16 protein-coding genes are annotated in these 21,370 nt (G+C 66.4%); 5 read left to right on the forward strand and 11 right to left on the reverse strand.

Annotated elements, in window-relative coordinates; genetic code table 11:
- Positions 1-36: 36 nt before the first annotated feature.
- The 6 genes from AB4118_RS05245 to AB4118_RS05270 all read right to left on the reverse strand — a co-directional run bounded on the left by AB4118_RS05245 (position 37) and on the right by AB4118_RS05270 (position 12,421).
- Positions 37-819 (reverse strand): hypothetical protein, encoded by a 783-nt coding sequence (locus AB4118_RS05245; RefSeq protein ID WP_441488734.1) that lies wholly within the window; start codon positions 817-819, stop codon positions 37-39.
- Positions 820-830: 11 nt separating this feature from the next.
- Complete coding sequence (locus AB4118_RS05250; protein ID WP_441488735.1) at positions 831-3,185, reverse strand: OmpA family protein; 2,355 nt, start codon at positions 3,183-3,185, stop codon at positions 831-833.
- 178 nt (positions 3,186-3,363) lie between these two features.
- Entirely contained in the window at positions 3,364-4,737 is a 1,374-nt protein-coding gene (locus AB4118_RS05255; protein ID WP_441488736.1) for a porin, read from the reverse strand.
- Between the two features lie 407 nt (positions 4,738-5,144).
- On the reverse strand, positions 5,145-9,464 hold the full coding sequence (locus AB4118_RS05260; protein WP_441488737.1) for a translocation/assembly module TamB domain-containing protein: 4,320 nt from the start codon (positions 9,462-9,464) through the stop codon (positions 5,145-5,147).
- Positions 9,464-11,413 (reverse strand): autotransporter assembly complex protein TamA, encoded by a 1,950-nt coding sequence (locus tag AB4118_RS05265; RefSeq protein WP_441488738.1) that lies wholly within the window; start codon positions 11,411-11,413, stop codon positions 9,464-9,466. The genes AB4118_RS05260 and AB4118_RS05265 overlap by 1 nt, the downstream gene beginning before the upstream one ends.
- A gap of 252 nt (positions 11,414-11,665) precedes the next feature.
- Entirely contained in the window at positions 11,666-12,421 is a 756-nt protein-coding gene (locus tag AB4118_RS05270) for a fumarylacetoacetate hydrolase family protein (protein WP_441488739.1), read from the reverse strand.
- Between the two features lie 197 nt (positions 12,422-12,618).
- Here AB4118_RS05270 and AB4118_RS05275 point away from each other — a divergent pair, with 197 nt between their 5' ends.
- Both AB4118_RS05275 and AB4118_RS05280 read left to right on the forward strand, forming a co-directional pair.
- The gene (locus AB4118_RS05275; RefSeq protein WP_441488740.1) at positions 12,619-12,972 is read left to right on the forward strand and encodes a VOC family protein; all 354 of its coding nucleotides are present in this window, start codon (positions 12,619-12,621) and stop codon (positions 12,970-12,972) included.
- Between the two features lie 75 nt (positions 12,973-13,047).
- A complete protein-coding gene (locus tag AB4118_RS05280; RefSeq protein ID WP_441478378.1) occupies positions 13,048-13,182 on the forward strand; it encodes a hypothetical protein in 135 nt (44 codons plus the stop codon).
- A 47-nt stretch (positions 13,183-13,229) separates the two neighbouring features.
- Here AB4118_RS05280 and AB4118_RS05285 read toward each other — a convergent pair whose 3' ends face one another.
- The 5 genes from AB4118_RS05285 to AB4118_RS05305 all read right to left on the reverse strand — a co-directional run bounded on the left by AB4118_RS05285 (position 13,230) and on the right by AB4118_RS05305 (position 18,449).
- A complete protein-coding gene (locus AB4118_RS05285) occupies positions 13,230-14,147 on the reverse strand; it encodes a dihydrodipicolinate synthase family protein (protein WP_441488741.1) in 918 nt (305 codons plus the stop codon).
- A 45-nt stretch (positions 14,148-14,192) separates the two neighbouring features.
- Entirely contained in the window at positions 14,193-15,704 is a 1,512-nt protein-coding gene (locus AB4118_RS05290; RefSeq protein WP_441488742.1) for a tripartite tricarboxylate transporter permease, read from the reverse strand.
- A 30-nt stretch (positions 15,705-15,734) separates the two neighbouring features.
- Positions 15,735-16,223, reverse strand: coding sequence for a tripartite tricarboxylate transporter TctB family protein (locus AB4118_RS05295; protein WP_441488743.1), 489 nt, complete (start codon positions 16,221-16,223; stop codon positions 15,735-15,737).
- Positions 16,224-16,360: 137 nt separating this feature from the next.
- On the reverse strand, positions 16,361-17,356 hold the full coding sequence (locus tag AB4118_RS05300) for a Bug family tripartite tricarboxylate transporter substrate binding protein (protein WP_441488744.1): 996 nt from the start codon (positions 17,354-17,356) through the stop codon (positions 16,361-16,363).
- Positions 17,357-17,420: 64 nt separating this feature from the next.
- The gene (locus AB4118_RS05305) at positions 17,421-18,449 is read right to left on the reverse strand and encodes a 4-hydroxythreonine-4-phosphate dehydrogenase PdxA (protein ID WP_441488745.1); all 1,029 of its coding nucleotides are present in this window, start codon (positions 18,447-18,449) and stop codon (positions 17,421-17,423) included.
- 181 nt (positions 18,450-18,630) lie between these two features.
- On the opposite strand from AB4118_RS05305, the gene AB4118_RS05310 reads away from it, so the two are divergent.
- The 3 genes from AB4118_RS05310 to AB4118_RS05320 all read left to right on the forward strand — a co-directional run bounded on the left by AB4118_RS05310 (position 18,631) and on the right by AB4118_RS05320 (position 21,352).
- The gene (locus tag AB4118_RS05310) at positions 18,631-20,049 is read left to right on the forward strand and encodes an SAF domain-containing protein (RefSeq protein ID WP_441488746.1); all 1,419 of its coding nucleotides are present in this window, start codon (positions 18,631-18,633) and stop codon (positions 20,047-20,049) included.
- Positions 20,050-20,094: 45 nt separating this feature from the next.
- A complete protein-coding gene (locus AB4118_RS05315) occupies positions 20,095-20,781 on the forward strand; it encodes a GntR family transcriptional regulator (protein WP_441488747.1) in 687 nt (228 codons plus the stop codon).
- Positions 20,782-20,854: 73 nt separating this feature from the next.
- Positions 20,855-21,352 (forward strand): DUF4142 domain-containing protein, encoded by a 498-nt coding sequence (locus AB4118_RS05320; RefSeq protein WP_441488748.1) that lies wholly within the window; start codon positions 20,855-20,857, stop codon positions 21,350-21,352.
- The last annotated feature ends 18 nt before the right edge of the window (positions 21,353-21,370 follow it).

Genomic DNA, 21,370 nt, shown 5'->3' on the forward strand with positions numbered 1-21,370 from the left:
GGTCGCAACACGCGGGAGTCGACTGAAATCGAGGATTTACCGCCGCTTGCCGTCGGCTCCGTCTTCGGAGCTGTCGGCGACATTGCCCTGCCCCTGCGTACCATCGTCACGCGAGGCCTCGACCTCACCGGCGCGGGCCCGTGTCGAAAACGCGGTCTCGATGCCGGCTGCGAGCGAATGCGCCTGGGCGACCCAGTCCTCACGCTCGATCCGGCCGGGAAAGGCGAGATAATGGCCGATCCACTCGATGTTCTCGGGGGTCCAGGCGGCGATCTGCTCGAAATGCCAGATCCCGAGGCTGTGCAGCCTGCCTTCGTTCTGCTGGCCGATGCCCTTGATTAGTTTGAGATCGTCGGCCTTCCCGCCGCGCGCCGCGGCAAGGCCGGACGGCCGCCTGCCGGGGATCTGATCCTCGCCCGCTACCTTGTCCAGCAGCGGGGCCGACTGCGCCAATCCCGGCTTGGCCACAGTGGCGGCAGACACCGACGGCGTCTCAGGGATCGAACCGGCATTGGCGCCGGCAATGGCGAGAACTGAATCGCGATGAGCGAAGATCGTACGGACAAAGCAGGCGAGACAGCAGCCTGCCAGATAGGCCGCGACGTAGAGGAGCGCGGTCTCCAGCCAGAGCGCGGCAACACCATTCACCACCTGCAGCCAGGTGAGCGCGGCGACCACGGCCCAGACGCCCACGAGCAGGGTGATCGGACTGGTCCAGAAACGGACCTTCCCGCCTGTGCAGGTGATCCAGCCCATGGCTAGGCCGATGCCGAAGGCCGCGAGCAGGAACCAGGCGAACTGGGTGGCCAGGTAGAGCATGCCAGCGATCCCTACTTCTCGACCGTGAACTGGACGCGACGATTCATGGCCTTCGCCTCCGGCTCGTCATGGGGAACGAGCGGTCGCTGCGCGCCAAAGCCCTTCGGCTCGAGCCGGGCAGCGCTGATGCCGCGTATGACCAACTCATCAAGCACGCGCCGAGCGCGCCGGTTCGAAAGATCGACATTGTCGAACCCGCGCCGCTCGCCATCGAGATTGGCATGCCCCTCGACCGTGACGCGCACATCCGGGCATTGCTTGAGGATCGCGGATGCTTCCGCCATGGCCCGTTCCGTGGTCGCATCGAGCACGACCACAGCTGTGCCCTGGCCGAACAGCACGGACTGGCGCTTGGTCAAGGCATCGAGGTCGTTCTGGCAGGTGTTGGGCGGTTCCGTGACGCAGCCGGTCTGGCGCAAGCCGATCTCCGCCTGGCCTGAAAAGCCGGCAGGCAGCCCGCTCGCGGCGCTGGTCTCGACCTCGCCCTTGATCAGCTCGCGGCAGGTCAACCCCTGCAGCTCGACCTTGCCATCGACCAGGCGCGCGGTGCCGAGATCCAGCCTGAGCAGATCGGTCACGGCGACGCGAGCTGCGCCGCCGAAACCGGCAGGCGCTCCGGGCACGATGCGCGTCTCGTCCACGATCTTGCCCTGCAAGGGTGAGCCGTCCAGCAACGCCAGAAGCGCCGAGCGCGTCTGCTCATCAGGCAAATAGCCGGATAGGCCGACGCCCGAGCGATCCGCCGAAATCGTCAGACCGAAGGGGCGCAGGCCAAGGCCCGCCAGATCCGGCGCGCCCGTGAGGCCTCCCGGCAAAGGTTGCTGCCGGAGCGCGGCCTCGATTTCGCGCCAGGCCCCTTCGTCGGCAACGGCCCCCGAGAGCGAAGCCTGCGTGCCCTCGATGGAAACCACGCCGTTGCTCATCCTGCCGAGCAGATCCAGCAGGAAGCTGGTCGCCGTGCCGAAATCCGGAGCTTCACGCAGCTTCGGTTCACCCGTCATGCGATCAGCGATGCGACCCGCAACCGCCCCGCGGTCGGCCGATTGCAGCACTCCCTGTCTCGCCGCCTCATCGGGAACGAGGCCGCTCAGCACGACGCCCTGCTCGGTCTTCTCCGCCCGCCATTGCAGCGGGACCGTGCGCTCGGGCACAGCGAGTACCGGGATGGGCGCCCTCACCTCACCGGCACTGGCGTGGGAGCTGCCGGGCGATGGCAACTCACCGCGCTGAGGCGCAGGAGGCGTTGCAGGCGTTGAAGGCTCCGAAGGCGCCGGAGGTTCCGCCGGAACAAAGAGCGGCGGAATCTCCGGCAGGGCTGGCATGGGCGGGGGCGCCGGCGGGCAGATGATGTTGGCCTGGGCAACCGAATCCGGCCCGTCTGTCTGTGCGATCAGCAGTTGCAAGGCCTGACAGGATTCGAAATCCTCGGGCCCGTCGCCGGACAGCCTGTAGCTGCCGGCATCGAGCTCGGCCTTGCCGCTGCGGAGCCGGGCAAGATCGCCAATGGCGCGCGTGACCTTGACCAGGAAAGCGCCCGGCTCGCCAAGGGCCGGCTTGCTTTGATCGTCGATCCGAGTGGGCTCGGGAAAGCTCCGCCGCAGGGCCGCTGAAATCTGCTGCCTCGCCTCATCCGACGGGTAGAAGCCGGTGATGCTCAGCCCGCCATCCGCGCTCTTCTCGACAGACCAGCGATAAGGCGCGATCGTCGGCGGCTCGAGGCTGCACTCGACTGCGGTGAACCCACCCTGCCCCAGGGATGCAGTGCGTTCGCGCAACGCAATGAAGCGCTCCGGCGTCGTCGCCCTGCCCTCGATGCAGAAGCGCGTGTCGTCCAGCGCCACCTTGCCGCTCGAGAGTCCGGCCAGCTCACCGAGCATCTTCTGCGTCACCGCGGCAAATCCGGCAGGCGCGCCAAAAGCGAGCATCTGGCGATCGTCGACGCGCAATCCCGGGACGGCCGCACTCGCCGCGGCAACATTGGCGGTTGCCGTCGCCTCATCGGGAACGAAGCCGCTCAGCGTCACCGCATCGCGCTCGCGCGTCGCCGACCAGCTATAGGGTTTCTGCGCGACGACCTGGGACAGGCCCCCGAGCGCCCGGCGTATGCCGAATTCGCCGCGCAACTGCACCATGGCCTTGGCAGCGCCATCGGCCGAGAGCGCCTCGCCCACGATCAGCACATCGCGTCCGGCAACGAGCGCCATGACCGGCCTTGCGCCGGGCGCCTCGCCGGCGACCTGCGTCGCCACCGCGATGGCACGGCGACTGACATCGTCCTGAATCGCATCATCGAGATAGAGGTTGCTGGCGCTCCAGAGCAGCGCCAGCGGCACGAGCCCCCATAACCAGTTTGCCGGCTGCGCCATTCCCGCTCCCCGCGTCGGCACAGACTTGTCAGGCCCTTACCGATCACCGTCCCCAGGGCGCCAAGTCAGGACGGTTCGCCCGCCCCTGTCAAGTGAGTGAACGGGCCTAACCCCCGATATCCAAACGAAAAAAGCCCCGGGTTTCCCCGGGGCTTTCCGACTAGGATCGGAGAACCGATCAGAAGTCGCGCTGGATGCGCAGACGGCCGGTGAGGGCGTCGTCCGACTTGATCAGCAGGTTGTTGTTGCGAACGCCGAAGTTGTTGACCTGACCGATGCGGTTCTTCAGCTCAACCTTGGAGTAGAGAACTTCCACGCCGATATCCAGGCCCGAAACCGGGGTCCAGACGAGGTTGGTGCCGATGATGAACTCCTTCGGGTCAAGCTTGACCGGACCGCTCTGGAGCGTGCCGAGGCCGTTCTGGACCGCAGCGCCCATGTCGAGCTCGGAGTACGAACCATAGACTTCCGAACGGATGGTCGGGGTCCAGTAGTGCTTCAGGCCAGCAGTGATGGCGAAGCCCTTGGTCAGCTTCGAGCGACCGGTGGTCTGGTCGATGACGATGTCCGCAGCGGCGAGCGAGCCGAGGCGGCCGTAGCCATAGGTGCCGCCGTAGCCGAGGTAGGAGCCCATGCCCTCAGCGTAAGCTGCCTGCAACCACAGGACGTCGCCAGCGGCGAGCATCGGCAGGTTGAACTTCAGACCGCCCTGGATGGCCCAAGCGGTCTCGTCGCCGCCACGGATGATCGTGGTGTTGCCGATAGCGCCAACCGGGAAGCTGGCAACGTTACGCTGACCGATGGCACCCGACAGCTGAGCGGAGCCCCAGCCCTGGGTCACGTTCAACGCACCGACGAGGTCCGGATACTGGCTGCCCTCGAGGACCGGAGCAGCGCCGTTGAAGAGGACGGCGTTGCGGACGACCGCGTTACGGCCGGCCAGGCGGTCTTCGAGCGAGATCGTGGCCGAGAAGCCCGAGCCGAAGGTCGCGGTGTAGGCCAACAGGTTCGGGCTGTTGTCCGAGCCGCGGAGCGAGCTGAAGCCGAGGTCGTTGGCGTAGAAGTCGAAGAACGACTGCGCGCGACCAGCGGTGATCGGTCCGAACTGGATGAAGCCCTTATCGAGGCTGATGCCAGTCGAGTTGCTGTTGGCGCCGGCAGCGCCGTTGGCGAAGATCGCGCCGCCGTTCAGCGCGCCGTAGCCGTACGGGCCGGTCGAAACCGTGACGTCATAACGGATGAAGGTGCGCAGGGTGCCGTAAGCGGTGGCGGTGCGCAGGTCGATGTTCAGACGACCACGAGCGCGGGTGCCGTACGAGTCCTGCAGGTCGCCCCAACGCTCGCCGAAGGTGTACTCAGCGCGGAGACGGCCGCCGATGCGCAGGCAGCTATCGGTGCCGGGGATGTAGAAGAAGCCGCTGCCATAGGCGGTGCAGACGCGAACGTATTCGACCGGAGCGGCCTTCCGCGAGGGAAGATCGGCGGCCTGAGCCCCGGCGACCGCGGCGAAGCCGGCGGCAGAACCGAGGAGGAGGCTCTTAACGAGCTTCATTGGTAACCTCCAAAAGAGTTTCGAGACCCTCGGGCTTCGGCGTGTTCTTGACGATCGGCCCCAGGAGACCAAACCGGCGAACCCGCCTATCCCGGTCTTTCGCCCACGTCCCTGAACCATTCAGAGGCGAAGACGAAAAACAGCGACCGGGAACGTCCCGACGCACCTTCACCATACGAATGCCGGGTGGCCGATCAACCGAGATCACGCCGCCGCGAGGTCCGAGGGGGTGCTTTGAAACCCGGTGTTGCAGGCGCGCCACGCTTTGAGGGTCGAAATTTACCCGCCGTTAACCGCGCGCCCCGGCTGGGCATGTCCTGCAGGCAAAAGGCGGCAGAATCACGGCCTGTTCGAATCGGAATGGGCGACTCAAGCCACAGCCATCGGGAACGGCGCGCTGGCGCCAGTCAGTATTCCCACTCGGCGCCGACGCCGACGGCAGCACTGCCATCCGCGCCGGTCTCGGCCTGGATGCGAAGCCGCTTCGTTACATCGATGCCGATCGAGACGCCGCTATCCTCGGGCTTGGCGCCGGCCTTGATTCCGATCGAGACGTTGTCGCCGATATAGCGGGAGACACCGACGGTGGGTCCGCCGGCCCCCATCTGGATGTCGAGATTGTCGACGCCGAGCGACTTGCGCAGCTTCTCGAAGGCATCGTCGCCGCCGGTCCCCGCGAATTGCGCGGCCGTCTGCGCCAGCTGCAGGGCCTGGAACGGCGAGAGCGAGCCGGAGGCACGGGCAAAGAGCAGACGCGACAGCACCTCGTCCTGCGGCAGCTCGGGCTGGGAGGTGAAGGCGAAGGCGGGCTGGTCCGCCGGCCCGGTGACGAGGATTCGCGCGGTCACGTCCGAGGCGCGGGTCTCGGCGACGAAATCGAGCTCCGGAATCACGCCACCCGTGAAGGTCAGGCGGCCGCGACTGAAATCGAGCCGCTGGCTCGCGACCGACAAGCGGCCGCGCCTGAGATCGAAGCCGCCATCGAGCACGGGGGCCGAAAGCGTGCCGCCGACGCGCAGCTCGCCGCCAAGCTCAGCGTCGATCCCGCGTCCACGGATGAAGACGCGGTTCGGCGCGGAGATGGTGACGGCGAGTGCGGCATCGAAGGCAGGTGCCGCTCGTCCGCCTTTGCCGGCGCTACGCGCCGCCTTGCGTTGCGCGGCAATCCGCACCGCCGCAGCGCCCTTCGCATTGACGTGACGAATTCCGTCGACGGGACGCAAGGAAGCCGGCAACCGATCCGGCACCGCGACGTCAAGCGAGATGATATCGACACGCCCATCGACGCGCGGGCGCTGCGCCAGGGGACCGCCGATCGCGAGATTGAGGTCGGCGACCGATGTCACGATGCCGTTCGAGACAAGCTGGGCACGGCGTCCCTCGATTTTGATCTCTCCCGGGAAACCGGCGGCGGGGTCGACGCGGACCTGGCCTGACGCCGACAACGTGCCGCCATTGGCCGCGCGGGCAACCGCGCGTTCAATCCGCAGATTGTCGCCATTGGCAGCAATGCGCGCCTCGATCCCGGTCAACCGCACGCCCTGGAGAGCGTCGGTGAAACTGCCATTGGCGAGGGTCGCAACGCCGTTCAGTTCGGGCGCTGCCGCCGTGCCACCGGCCCGCAGGTCGAGCGTCACTGTGCCGGTCAGCCGCTGCCCCTGCGCCGCGAGCAGCGCATTGGCGAGAGCAGCGTCGAGCTTGCCCTGAATGGTGAGAGCGAGCGCGCCGCTTGCGCTCAGGGGCGCCGTGCCGCGAACCGCGAGATTCGCGCCGCGGCCGGCCGTCAGCGTCGCTTCGACGCTGGTCTGCCGGCCGGCGAATTGACCGTTGCCGCTGATCTCGACCGGAGGCAGGCCGGCGCTCCGGGTTTCGGGCGTCACCAGCCGCGCGATCCGGATCTGCCAGGGACCGGCGAGATCATCCGGCTTGCCGGAAATCTGCGCCTCGGCGTTCAAGGTGCCGGACAGATCGAGCTTCGGGGCCACCAGCTTGACCGCCGAAAGCGGGATGTCCTTCGCATTCACGCGCAGATCGAGCGTCTCGCCCGCCCGGCCATCAAGGCTGAGCCGGCCGGCGTCGATGGCGAGCACCAGCTTCGAGATCTCGACACCGCCAGTGGGGAAACTCAGCGAAGCGGGGTTGGCCAGCGTGATGCGTTTGCCCTCGCGCCGGGCATCGAAGGAGGCGATGTCGAGCCGCAGCGGATCGCCGGGAACAAGCTGGCCAGCGCCATTGAGCGTGAAGCCCCGGGCATTGGCGCTGAGGGTGAAGGCGCTCGCATCCGGCCCGCCCTTCGAATCGAAGCGGATCGCGTTGATCGCCTCGCCAGAGATCACCGCGCGATCGATGGCGATCGCAGCGTCGATCGCCGGGCGGCCATGGAGATCCGTAGCACCGACGCTGGCATCGAGCTTGTCGAGCGAAACCCCGGCGGCATTGATGCGCGTGCCCTTGGCTTTCAGGTCCAGGTTCTGCCGCCCCTCGACAAGAGCGAGCGTGAGGTCCGCATCGAGCTGTCCGCCGAGCCTGGTGAGGGCCAGAGCCGAGAGATCGTCGAGATTGCGCGCGGCGAGCGTCAGCCGGCCGGCTGCGCGCCTGGCCTGGTCGAGCGTGACCGCGCCGGTCAGCTTCACCGAGCCGATGGCGAGATCGAGCTTCGACAGGTCCCAGGCATCGTCGGGCAGGCGTGCAAATTGCAGCGTGCCGGTCGCGGGCTTGCCCTCGATCTCACCCGCGAGCGTCGCCCGCGTCTCGAGCGCGCCCTGCAGGTCGCGGATCACGGCATCGATCGACAGCCGCGGGATCGGACGACCGAGCGCGCTCGCATTCGTCACCGCGATCCGTGCCGAGGCATCGAGCTTGTCCTGCGGTCCGGTAAGCTGTGCCGTGACCTCGCCCTTGCCGGAGAGGCGTGGATCGGCTCGCTTCAGGTCAGGCAGGGTGATGGCAGCCCGCAGATCCGAGCGTTCGCGGCCGATGCCGCCATCGGCCGTGAGGGCGACATGCTGCCCGGCGAGACGAAGACCACTGACATTCACGCCGCCGTCAGCGAGTGTGCCGACGCGCCCGGCCAGCGTCAGATTGCCGGCGAGCAGCCGGTCGAGCGCCGCCTCTCCGGTCCCGATCTGATCGCCACGGCCATCGAGGCTCGCGGAATAGATGTTCTGGCGCGGCACCGCATCGAGATCGGCGCCGAGCTGTGCCTTGCCTGAAAGCTTGCGGCCGGCAAGCCCGCTGAGGCGCGAGAGATCGGGCAGGACTGCGCGCGCCTGCCCCAGGATGCGGGCCTTGCCGAGCTGTCCCTTGTAGTCGAGTTCCACGCCGGACATCGCGAGCCGCAACGTCTCGAAATCGGCACTCCCCTCGCCCCGCCCTGTTCCGCGCAGCGTGAAGACGATGCGGTCGCCGACGACGCGGGCGAACCTGGGATCGGCCAGCGCCACGCCCGTCGCCTCGCCGTCCGAGACTAGCGCGATGCGCGTGTCGGCATTGCCGATCGATCCGTTCGGCGTCGCGGTGAACCGCGCCACGAGCTTGCCAAGACGACCGGTCGGCAGGCGCAGATCCTGCGCCTCAAGCGAGGCGACGACGCGCGGCCCGTTCACCGGGCCATTGACGGTGGCATCCAGGGCGAGCTTGCCGATCTCGGTGCCGGCGGCAACGGTGCGGCCATTGGCATTGGGCACGGCTGCGGCCGTGACGCGAATATCGAGATTCTTGTCGGCCCCGTAGCGGCCGACGACATCGAGGCGCGCCAGCGCCGAAACGAGCGCAATGTTGCGCAGGTCGACGGCACCGTCATCGACGAAGCCGACCGTGCCCTCGAGACGGGTCGAGCCGGCAAAGACCGGTGCGGCCGGCGCCGGCATCAGCCCTTCGATACGGGCATCGAGGGCCAGGGCCAGGTCACGGCCAGTACCGACGCGCGAGAGATTGGCCGAGCCCTGCGCCCCAATGGTCGGGCCGGCCGTGAAGGTCAGGGTCGAGCGGAAGGCGTCGAGCGGGCCATCGCCATTGAGGTCGAGCTTGACCGGCGGCTGGTCCGGGAGATTGGCGACACGCGCGATCAGGCCGCCCTGCGGCTCGTCGACCTTGGCGGCGATCTGCAGGCGCGTAGTCTGCGGCACGAAACCGAGCCTGAGCGTGAACTCGCCCGGCGCGTCGAGCCGGCGCGCCTCGAGACGCAGCGAAAGCCCTTCGGATGGAGCGCCAAGCGATGCTGCTCCGGTTGCGCCCAGGCGGGCCGGAACGCCGACGATCGGGGCGCCCAGCGACAACTCATTGAGCTGGAAGGCGGTGATGTTCACCTTGACCGGCAGCTCCGGCAGAAGCGGCTGGTCGCTGGTCGGCGCTGCCGCCGGGTCGGCAATCGGCTTGCGCAAGATCTCGAGCGTGCCGATCTCGAGCCGGTCGACCTCGAGCCTGCCGAGCAGCAGGGCCGTGCGGGTCCAGATCAGCCGTACGCGGTCGACCCTCAGCCAGGCGCCGTCGCGATCGGAGAGAACCACATCACGGATCGTCGCGTCGGAGGACAGCGCGCCATCGACCGCCCCAATCGAGACCTGGCTGTTCGGTGTCGACAGGGCGCGCGAGATCAGGTCGGCCAGAACCCCGCGATCATTCTGCGCGTTCTGAGCGAAACCGCCGAAGCGGGCCGAGACGACCAGCCCCACCACCAGCAGCAGGGCCAGAAGCGCCAGGCGCGAAAGGGTGAGCCGGTTGCCCATCAGAAGGCCTGCCCGATGCTGATATAGACCGCGACCGGCTTGTCGCCCTTGCGCGGATTCAGCGGCGCAGCGACGTCGAAGCGGATCGGGCCGATCGGCGTATAATAGCGCAACCCGAGACCAGCCGACATCCGCAGCGTCTGATTGAAGGCCGGGAAACTCTCTTCGAAGGCCGTGCCGACATCGAAGAACGGCACGATGCCGATGGTGTTGGTGATCTTGATCCGCGCCTCGACCGAGGCTTCGAACAGGCTGCGTCCGCCGATCAGCTGGTTGTAGGGGCCAAGGGGCGACAGCGTACGATAGGCGTAGCCGCGCACCGAACCGCCGCCGCCTGCGTAGAAGCGCCGCGTCGACGGGATCTCGTCGAGCGCCGCGCCGGCCACGGAGCCGAAGCCGATGCGCCCAGCCAGCACATAACGGGCCTCCTCATCGAGCGCGTAATAGCCGGAGATCGCGCCCTTGGTCTGGACGATGCCGACCGTCGATCCCATGAAGGTCGGATATGCCGCCACGGAGGCGGTGAGGCGGACACCGCGCGTCGGATCGAGCAGGCTGTCGGTCGTGTCGTATCGGACAGAAAGCGGGATTCCGACAAGGGTGTAGGTGATCTGACCAAGCACATCGCTGGTCTGGCCGCGCTCGACCTCCAGGCCGGCCTGGACCGAGAAGGTGTCGCTGAAACGCCGGCGAATGCTGCTGGTGACATTGGCGTAGCGGGCGGTATAGCCGCCATAGCGATTGGTGCCGACGCGCTCGCGCGTCGCGACGCCGTCGACCAGCAGGTCGTAGCGGGTTCCGTTCAGCGCCGGCTTCATGAAGCTGAACGCAAAGCGCCCGCCAAGGTCGGACTGCTCGAAATCGCCAAATCTCTGGATCGTGGTGCCGTTGATCCGCGGGGCGAGAAAGAGATCGCCCTCGAGCCTGAGCCGCTCGGCACCGCCGAGCAGGTTGCGGTGCTCCCAATAGGTCCTGACCGCCGGACCATCGATGGTGGAAAAGCGGCTGGAAAAGCCGATCAGCCGCTTCGGCCGCTCCGTGATGTCGACGAAGATCGGCAGGTTGCCATTGGCGTCGAGCCGGTCGGCCTCGCGGATACGGGCGGAGCCGATGGCAGGAATCGAGGTGATCGATTTGCGCGTGTCGGCCAGCGCCTTGGGCGAATAGGGGTCGCCCGGCTCCAGATAGATGAAGGAGCGAACGACATGCGGCGGGACATCGACCGTGCCCTCGATCCCGACATCGCCGAAACCGGCGACCGGCCCGGGCTCGACGACATAGGTCACATCCATGATCTTCGCCGCATGATCGACGACCGGGCGTAGCGCGACCACCCTGGCGAGCGGGCGCGACTGGTTGCGCAGGTGATCGACCAGGGATGACTGCGCCGAACGCAAGGCGGCCGAAGTCGCGGGGTCGCCCGATTTCAGGCGCGCGACCTTGTGGGGATCGGCAATGGCACCGCCCCCGCCCTTGCCCTGCTCGACGACCTCGACATTGCGCAGGCTGAAGAGCGGGCCGGTCACAACCCGCACGGTGACCGGCGCCGGGGCCCGGTTGCGATAGGCTTCAAGCGCGCGCACCAGCGCCGGGCCAGGCTCGTTGCCGAGGCGCAGACCGTTACCGTCGACCGCGATCGTCACATCCGCATTGAAATAGCCCTGCGACCAGAGGGCATCGATCAGCGGGTTGAGATCGGCGACCATGCGCCGGGCCAGGGTCTCGCCATCGGGCGGCGCATCCTGCCTGAGCCGGTAAAGCAGCGAGGCGTCGCGCAGCGTCTGCGTCAGGGCCTTGGCATCGGTGGCCCCGCTGACGTCGAACTCGAGTTGATAGGGCAGCGTCGCGTTGCTGACCGCAGGCGGCTTATCCGAGGAGCCGAACAAGCCGAATATGTCGAGCGAGGAGAGGTCGAAAGCCTCGGCGGGCACCGGCTGGATGGCAAGCATAGCGGCGAAAGCGTAACCGCCTCCGCCTGCAACCCCGCGCACCCTACGCCGCAAACCTCGCATCATTCCTCCAACGCAACACTATCAAGACCAATAGAATGAGATGATTTTGTGGTCATGCCTCGTCATGACCACAATTCTGCTCGTCAAAGCTGTCCCTGGCACGCCTGCAGCCCGCGATAATTGCCTCGGGCCGCGCGGCGAAAGCGGGCTGGATTGCAAGCTGCCTCGTCCTGCCCGCCGGTCCCGACGTCAGGCGAGCGCGAAGGAAATCGCAGCCAGCGGATCGAGCCTGACGATGACCGGCCCGAGATTGGGCGCCAGAACACCGCCGCAAAGGCTGCCGGTGGTGATGATCTGGCCGGCCACGAGGCCGCCAAGCGCACTCTCGGTCTCACGATTGGCCCAGGCCAGCACCGGGGTCAGCGGGTCGCCATTGGCGTGGTGGGCAGGCTTGTCATAGAGCACGTCACCGTCGAGCTCGACCGTGCACGTGAGATCGGCGACCTCGTCGAAGACCTCGAAGGGAACGTCCTGGCCGATCAGATAGCCGCCATGGCCCATCGCATCGGCCAACCAGAGCGGGAACGGCACATGGGTCCAGTCGGCGATACGGCTTTCGATGATCTCGATGCCGACGAAGGCGCTGTGGCAATGCTCCAGAAGTTCGGCCCGGCTATAGGGGTTGCCAGGACGGCGCGGCATGTCGCGCCCGAGTCGGATGGCGAGCTCGACCTCGAGCCTCAGCTCGGCTCCGGGCACCGAGCGATAGGTATCGCCAGGCTTCAGGAACGGCCCGGGCATCAGTCCGACGAGCCCGCGCCCATCCGTGATCGAGACCTTCCAGCCGAGATGCGCATAGCCCATGTCGCTGCTGACATCGGCCTGGACCGCCAGAGCCGCTTCGAGATCGGCCGGAACGGGAAGCGTCTCGATGTCGACAAGGCTGCGGCTGCGGCGCGCCCGGACGAAGGCTTCACGCAAGGAGGTTTCGGTCGTCGTCGGCATGCGTCTCGCCCCTGTCGGTCTGAGCCTGTGGATGTGCATGGTGCACAGGAGGCCCGGTGATTGCCAAGCTGCTACAGCAGCACGGCGCCCTTGAACAAGATGCGCCTCAGCAGCGCCCCTGATCCTTCACCTCCTGCCGGATCATGACCGGAGGCTGCTCCATCAGATCAGACGAACATGAATCGAAGGAGAACGTCATGAGCCCATCGTCCAATGACCGGCGCATCGACTATGTCGAGTTCGTCGTTTCCGATCTCGGCCGGGCGCGCGCCTTCTACGAGAAGGCCTTCGGCTGGACGATGACCGATTACGGGCCGGAATACTGCGCCTTCACTGACGGCCGTCTCGAAGGCGGGTTCACCACCCAGGGCACGCCGCAACCGGGCGGCCCGCTGGTCATCCTCTATGCCGATGATCTTCCCGCGTCACAGGCGCAGGTCGAAGCCGCAGGCGGGCGCATCGTCAAGCCGGCCTTCGATTTCCCCGGCGGGCGGCGTTTTCACTTCGCCGATCCGGACGGCTACGAGCTCGCGGTCTGGACGAAGGCATAGGCGCCTTCGTCCGAAATCCCGGGCAAGACGCTGCGTTTCATGCTAGGGTTGCTCCTGCAAATGTGGAGGCAACCCATGCGTGCCATCGAGCAGTTGCTGTCGGCCTATATCACCTGGCTGTCCCGGGCGTTCCAGGTGACACCGGAATTCATCACGAGAGACCGTCGCGGCAACCTGCCGCCGCCGTCCGGCGGCATCGGGTCCTATTGACCCGACGCTGATCCTCTCCCGGCGGGCGCCAGCCGCGGCGCGCCGCCTCATTTCCCCCAGCGCAGCGCCAGCGGGTCGAGTTCGCGCGCCAACTCGATCAGGCCCTCGCGGGTCTTCGGGTGCAGCGGGGTCAGCGGGTGGCGGACGGCTTCGCTCCTGATCACGCCGCCCTCCTTCATCACCGCCTTGGCCGAGCGCAGGCCGCATTGGCGGTTCTCGTAATTGATGATCGGCAGCACGTCGCGATAGAGCGCCGCCGCCGTCTTACGATCGCCCGAGGCATGCGCGGTCAGGATCGGCTTGATCAGGTCGGGGATCATGGCACTGGTCATCGTGCCGGTCGCGCCGGCATCGAGATCGGCCATCAGCGTGATCGCCTCCTCGCCATCGAACGGGCCGACGACCGCCTCGCCGCCCGCCTCGATCAGGGCGCGCAGCTTGTTCGCCGTGCCGGGAACCTCGATCTTGAAATAGCGGACGAGCGGGACCTCCTTCGCCAGCCGCACCATGAAGGGAACCGTCATGGTGACGCCGGAGAGCGGCGCGTCCTGCAGGATGACCGGAAGGCCGCAGGCATCGGTGACATGCTTGAAATGCTCGATCATGCCCTGCTCGTCAGCCTTGAGCAGCGCACCGTGATAGGGCGGCATCATCATCAGCATCTTCGCGCCGGCATCCGCCGCGGCCTTGGCGCGCTGCGCCGCGATCCGGGTCGAGAAATGCGAGGTCGTGACGATCACCGGCACGCGGCCGGCGACCTGCTCGATCGAGAGGCGCATGACCTGGTCGCGCTCCTCGTCGGTGAGCAGGAACTGCTCGGAGAAATTGGCCAGGATACAGATGCCGTCGACGCCCTGATCGACCATCAGGTCCATGACGCGCCTGTTGCCCTCGATGTCGAGGTCGCCATTGTCGTGGAAGATCGTCGGAGCGATCGGCAGAATGCCCTTATAGGGTTCGGTCATGGTCGGACTCTGTTTTCGCTGGGAGATGGAGGATCGAGGCAACGGTCAGGCCGGGCGCGTGGCGCGGCCGCCCCTGAGACGACGCAGGCCTGAGCCGAGCAGCGGCATGACCAGGAGCAGGACACCGATCGACATCAGGGTCGAGACCAGCGGGTTCGACCAGAAGATCGAGAGCGACCCTTGCGAGAAGATCATCGATTGCCGGAAGGCATCCTCGGCCTTGTCGCCGATGACCATGGCGAGCACCAGCGGCGCGATCGGATAATCGAGCTTCTTGAAGAGGTAGCCGACGATCCCGAAGATCAGCGCCAGCCAGATGTCGAATTCCTTGCTGGCAACGGTGAAGGCACCGATGAAGCAGATGATCACGATCAGCGGCCCGACGATCGAGAACGGGATGCGCAGGATCGAGGCGAAGAGCGGCACGGTCGCCAGCACGACGATGACCGCGACGACATTGCCGAGATACATCGAGGCGATCAGGCCCCAGACGAAATCCGGGCGCTCGACGAAGAGCATCGGGCCGGGATTGAGCCCCCAGATCATCAAGCCGCCCATCATCACGGCGGCCGTCGCCGAGCCGGGAATGCCAAGCGCCAGCATCGGCAGCATCGCGGCCGAACCGGCCGCGTGGTCGGCGGTCTCGGGCGCGATCACGCCCTCGGGCTCGCCCTTGCCGAACTTCTCGGGATTGCGCGAGGAGCGCTTGGCCATGGCATAGCTCATGAAGGAGGCCGCGGTCGGGCCTCCAGGCGTGATCCCCATCCAGATGCCGATGACGCTGGAGCGCAGCAGCGCCAGCCAGTAGCGCGGCAGCTTGGCTGCGGTCTTCAGAACGTCGGTCATCCTGACCTTGGCGTGGACACCGTCGAACTTCAGGCCCTCCTCCATGGTCAGCAGCAATTCGCCGATGCCGAACAGCCCGATGACGGCGATGAGAAAGCTGACGCCGGCGAGCAGCACGTCGAGATCATAGGTCAGCCGGACGCTGCCGGAGACCGAGTCCATACCAACCGAGGCGAGCGCAAAGCCGACACCCATCGAGACGATGGCCTTCAAGGGGGTGGCGCCACCAAGGCCGATGAAGCTCGCAAAGGTCATGAAATAGACCGCGAAATACTCGGGCGAGGAGAATTTCAGCGCGAATTTGGCAACCCAGCCGGAGAGCAGCGTGATCAGGATGACGCCCGCCATCGCGCCGAAGCCGGCGGAGAGGAACGCGAATGACAAGGCTTCGGTCGCCCTGCCCTGCTTGGCCATCGGGTGACCGTCGAATGTGGTTGCGACGGAGGATGGTTCGCCCGGGATGTTGAACAGGATCGAGGTGGTCGAGCCACCGAAAAGCGCGCCCCAGTAGAGCGAGGTCAGCAGGATGATCGCGGAGACCGGATCCATGGAGAAGGTCAGCGGCAGCATCAGCGACACGCCGTTGGGCGCGCCGAGGCCGGGCAGGACACCAACCAGGATGCCGAGCAGGACGCCCGCCATCATCAGCAGGATGTGGTGAGTGGTGAGCGCGACCGAGAAGCCGTGCATCAGGGAGGCGACATTATCCATGAGGCGGCACCGATCCGGAAAGGGAGATGATCACAGGCCGAGGAAAGACTCGAGCGGCCCCTTGAGCAGGCCGATCTGGAAGAACTTTTCGAGCGCGAGATAGAACAGCACGGCCGTCACGAAGGCGGTGCCGAGCGAGGCGAACCAGCTGTAGCGACCCTGGAAGCGCATGGTGAAGACGAGATAGAGGATGGTCGCGACATACATGCCGAGCGTGACGCTCAGCACGGCGAAGGCCAGCATCGGCAGGAAGAAGGCGGCAACGCGCTTGCCCTGCTCGCGATCGAGAAAGACGTCCTGCAGATTGCCGCATCCGGTAAAGCGCTTGCTCAGCGTCAGCACCAAGGTGCCGAGGCTCGCGGCGGCAACAAGCAGACCGGTATAGAAGGGGAAGGCGCCCGGCTGTGGCCCGGACGAATCCCAGCCGACGCCGAAGTCCAGTGCACCATAGACGATGCCGAGCCCGAAGATCATCGTGACCACGGCCATCGCGGATTCAGCCCAGAAGCGGGTGATCATCGCAGCCTCCTCCAGCGAACGGCTTCAGGCCGTCTCTTCACATTCAACGCGCCTGTCCCGGTCCTGTCGAAGGCGCCGGGTCAGGAAACGACCTGCCGCCGGCCGGCCCGTGGGCCGGCCGGCGGCAGGGAACCGTCTTACTTGACGACCCAGCCTTCGGCTTCGAAGGTCTTCTTGTTCGCGGCTTCGTCCTTGGCGACGAAATCGGCGAATTCCTTGCCCTTCATGAAGCGGCCGGTCTGCGAGGTGCGGGTGATGAATTCCTGCCACTCCGGCGTCTTGCTGACCTTTTCCATGATGTCGGCGTAGTAAGCGACCGCATCGGCGGGAACTTCGGCCGGCAGCCAGACGGTGCGCGGCATCTGGAATGTCTCGAGCGGGAGGCCAGCCTCCTTGCAGGTCGGGATATCGCCCCAGCCCTTGCCCTCGAAGACCGCCTCGCCCTTGGCGAGACGCACCGGGCTGAACACGCAGAGCGGCTTCACCTGGCCGGCCTTCCACTGGCCGATATTCTCGTTGGGGTTGTTGACGTTGGAGTCGATGTGACCACCGGCGAGCTGCACGGCGGCTGCGCTGCCGCCCTGGAACGGCACGTAGATCCACTTCACGCCAGCGGCTTCCTGGATCATCGAGGTCAGCGTCTGGTCGGTGTCCTTCGACTGGCTGCCGCCCATCTTGAGCGAGCCGGGCTTGGCCTTGACCGCATCGATATAGCTCTTGGCATCGGCATAGGGAGCCTGGCCGTTGACCCAGAGGATGAACTCGTCCAGCGCCAGCGCCGAGACCGGCGTCAGATCCGAGAGCTTGTAGCCGAGCTTGGCGACGTAAGGCAGCAGATAGGCGTTATTGGTGCCGAAGATGACGCGATGGGGGTCGCCCTTGCCGGCGCGGCCATGGATGTAGCCTTCAGCGCCGCTGCCGCCACCCTTGTTCACCACCACGATCGGCTGGTCGAAGAGCTTGTGCTTGGTGATGATCGACTGGATGACGCGGGCAAAATTGTCGGTGCCGCCGCCGGCGCCCGAGGTGACCACGAATTCCACCGGCTTGGTGGGCTGCCAGGCCTGCGCGGCGGTTGCACCGGCCAGGCTGAACGCGACCGCAATACCAACCGCAATGCTCGTCTTTTTCATTCGTTTCTCCCTTCGTGATTAGATGCCGGGCGGCTCATGAAACGGCTGCCCGGCCGCGGTGAACTCAAGCCGCCTTGCGTGCGGCCCTTCCTTCATTCGCCATCTTGATGGCGAGGCTGAGCGCCGCACGGGTCGCGCCGAGATTGGCGATGCCCTTGCCTGCGATCTCATAGGCGGTGCCGTGCGCCGGCGTGCAGATCGGGAACGGGAAGCCGCCGATCAGCGTGACGCCACGGTCGAAGCCGATCAACTTCATCGCGATCTGGCCCTGGTCGTGATACATCGTCAGCACGGCATCGAAATCACCGTTCCTGGCGCGCAGGAAGACGGTGTCGGAGGGGAAAGGCCCCTCGACGGTGAAGCCCCGGGCCTTGGCCTGCTTCACGGCAGGCTCGATCGTCTCGATCTCGTCACGGCCGAAATTGCCGCCATCGCCGGCATGCGGATTGATGCCGGCCACGGCAATGCGCGGCGGGTTGAAGCCGGCAGCGCGCAGATTGCCGTCGGCCAGCGTCAGCGCCTTGAGGATGCGCTCCTGGCTGATCGCAGCCGCGACCTCGGACAGCGGGATATGCGAGGTGACACGGGCGTTCCACAGCCCGTCGAGAATGTTGAACTCGCTGGCATCGCCCTCATAGCCGATGGCATCGCGCACGAAGCGGATCTCGTCGTCATAGCCGGGATAGGCGAAGCGCATCGCAGCCTTGTTGAAGGGCGTGAAGAACACGGCATCGGCCTTGCCTTCCCCAGCGAAGCGGAGCGCCCGACGGAAATTATCGGTCGCCGCCTGGCCGCCGGCGAGCGTCGCTTTGCCACGCTCGAGGGCGGCCGGATCGTGATTGGCGAGATCGATGAAGACCGGCTTCGCCGACTGGGCCGGAATCTCTTCGCCCTCGCGAATGACCAGCACGTCCGGATCGACCTTGGCGTCCGCAGCGCCGAGATCGAGCAGGCGCTTGTCGCCGAAGACGACATAGCGGGCAGACGAGCGCAGATCGGGCTCGAGCAGGATGCGCGCCAGCAATTCGGGGCTGATGCCGGACGGATCCCCCATCGCGACGGCTATCGTCGGCAGTGATCCGTTTGCGCGCATGTCCATCGCTCTCATTCTCCCACATGGCCGGATGTGATCAGGGCCAGACTTGGCCATCGACCTAGCATAGCCCTCTAAACGCTACAAGTATGCTGTATGCAGCATATCCATCTTGCTATAGGCTGAGCGCAAAGTGGCGGCCGGTTCAGAGTCGCGACGCGGCGCCCCGGAGGATCTGCCCATGAATTTTCATTCGCTCTACAACGGCATCAAGACCCCGATCGAGACCTGCCTGGTCGGCAGCGGCGGCTTCGGCCAGAGCTTCCTGGGCCAGGCAAGGCGGATCAGGCTGGTCAATGCGCGCATCGCTGTGGACATGACCGCGGAAGGCGCGGCCCGTGCCATGGCGGCCGCCGGCATTCCCGCCTCCGAAATCGTCGCCTGCGAAACACCGGCGGAAGCCAAGGCGGCCTGGGCGGCCGGTCGCCATATTGCCGCCGGGCGTCTGGAGACCGTCATCGACCTGCCCTTCCACCTGCTGATCGAGGCGACCGGCAGCCCGGAAGCCGCAACCCGCCACAGCCTGGCGGCGATCGAAGCCGGGCGCCATGTCGCGCTTGTCTCGAAGGAAGCTGACAGCGTCGTCGGCCCCGGTCTCGCCCGCATGGCGCAGGACAAGGGCGTCGTCGTCACGCCGGTGGACGGCGACCAGCCGAGCCTGCTGATCGCCCTCGTCACCTGGGCCGAGTTGCTCGGGCTGGAGATCATCGCCGCCGGCAAGTCGAGCGAATATGATTTCGTTCTCGATGCCGGGACCGGTGCGGTGACCTGCAACGGGGTGACGCATTCGCTCCCTGAGTTGCGCGAGCATTGGCTGCCCGGTTCGCGTTCGATCGTCGGCAATGCCGCCGAGCGTGCCCGCATCCTGGGCAGCGCCTTCCCGCTCAGGGCCGTTCCCGATCTCTGCGAAATGACGCTTGTCGCCAATGCGACCGGGCTTGGCCCCGATACGCCCGGCTTCCATGCCCCGCCGGCCCGCATTCCCGAAATCGCCGACCTCTTCGCCGAACGCCGCCAGGGTGGCCTGAGCGCGGGCACACGCCGAGTCGATGTCTTCCATCATCTCCGTCTGGCGGAGGAAGCGAGCTTCGCCGGCGGCGTCTTCATCGTCGTGCGCTGCGAGGACGATGCCACCTGGGACATGCTTGCCGGCAAGGGCCATGTGGTCAGCCGCACTGCCAAGACCGCGATGCTGTACCTGCCGCGACACCTGCTCGGCATCGAGGCCGCGACCAGCATTCTCGATGCGGCCGGGCTCGGCCGGTCCGGCTATGGCGAGGATTATCGTCCGCGCTGGGACCTGGTTGCCGTTGCGGAGCGGGACCTGCCGGCCGGTACCGTGCTCACCATGGGCGGCCATCACCACAGCATCGACAGCGTCGGCGCCGAAATGCGTCCGGCCGCGGCGCTCGCCGATGACCGCCCTGCCCCGTTCTACCTGGTTGCCAACCGCAAGCTGGTTCGCCCCGTGGCGGCCGGAGCCGCGATCAAACTCGGCGATGTCGAGATCGATCAGGGCTCGGTCCTGCTCCAGACCCGGCGCAGGCAGGACGAGATCTTCGCCGAAAGCCCGGTGGAGCGCGCAGCTGCGGCGCGTTGACAGGCTGACGACCCCATGCCGTAACGATGAAAACGAGGGACGGCGATGACAAACGAAGCCGACATCACCCGGGCCACGCCGGATATCTATCCGCGCATCACCCGGCGCACCTTGCATGACGAGGTCCTGGAGCGCCTGCGTGACATGATCATCGAAGGCCGGCTCGCCCCCGGCCAGCGGATCAACGAAGGGCAGGTCGGGGCCCAGCTCGGCGTCTCGCGCACCCCCTTGCGCGAGGCGATCAAGACGCTGGCAAGCGAGGGGCTGGTCGAGATCCTGCCCGCCAAGGGCGCGATCGTGCGCCGCTTCACCGACAAGGATCTCGCCCAGATCCTGCAGGTGCTGAAGACGCTCGAGCAACTCGGAGGCCGGATGGCCTGTCAGCTGGCCAGCGACGAGACGATCGAGGCGATCCACGCACTGCACAGGCAGATGCTGGAGCTATATGAGACCAAGAACCGGCTCGAATATTTCAAGCTCAACCAGGCGATCCACAGCGCCATCGTGGCCGCTTCCGGCAATGCCGTGCTGATGGAGATGCACGAGACCCTGCAGGCGCGGATCAAACGGCTGCGCTTCATCGGCAATGAGGGCCCGGTGAAATGGGCCGGGGCCGTGGCGGAGCATGAGGAGATGATCGTCGCGCTGAAGAAGCGCGACGCGGACGCACTGGCGGACGTCATCGGCCGGCACATGGACTCGACACGGCTGCGTGTCAGCGACGTCCTCTAACCCCGATATCCGGAACCTCGGCGCGGATTGCAGGTTATCCCTCATTGGGGGGCCGCACAGCTGCGAGGAATTGATGAGAGCAGTCCTGCTTGCCCTGGTGGCACTGGCGTTTTGCGTTTCCCGTGCTCCTGCACAGGAAGCGCTCCAGGCCGATGAATTCGTCAGACGAGCCGCAGTCTCGAACATGATGGCCGTCGAGCTCGGCACGCTCGCCTTGCAGAAGAGTTCCTCGCCCGAGATCAAGGCCTTTGCGCATCAGGCCGTGAACGACCGCACGATCGCAGGCACCGGCTTGCGCCAGATCGTGGCGAAGCGCTCTGGCATCGCCCTGCCGGAACGGCCCGACCAGGCCCATCAGGACATCCTGCGCGAGCTCGGCGACAAGCAGGGGCCTGAGTTCGACCGCGCCTATGTCGCCGCGCAGAAGCAAGCCCAGGACGAGGCGATGGCGCTGTTTTCCGGCTACGCCCAGGCTGGCACGGATACCGAACTGAAGGGTTTTGCCACCAAGACCTTGCCGCTCCTGCAAACCCAGGCCGAACTGACCCGAAAGCTGCCGGGCGCGGACTGAAGCGCGCTCCCCGGCACG

This window comes from Allobosea sp. 2RAB26, assembly GCF_052115465.1.
Classification (GTDB): domain Bacteria; phylum Pseudomonadota; class Alphaproteobacteria; order Rhizobiales; family Beijerinckiaceae; genus Allobosea.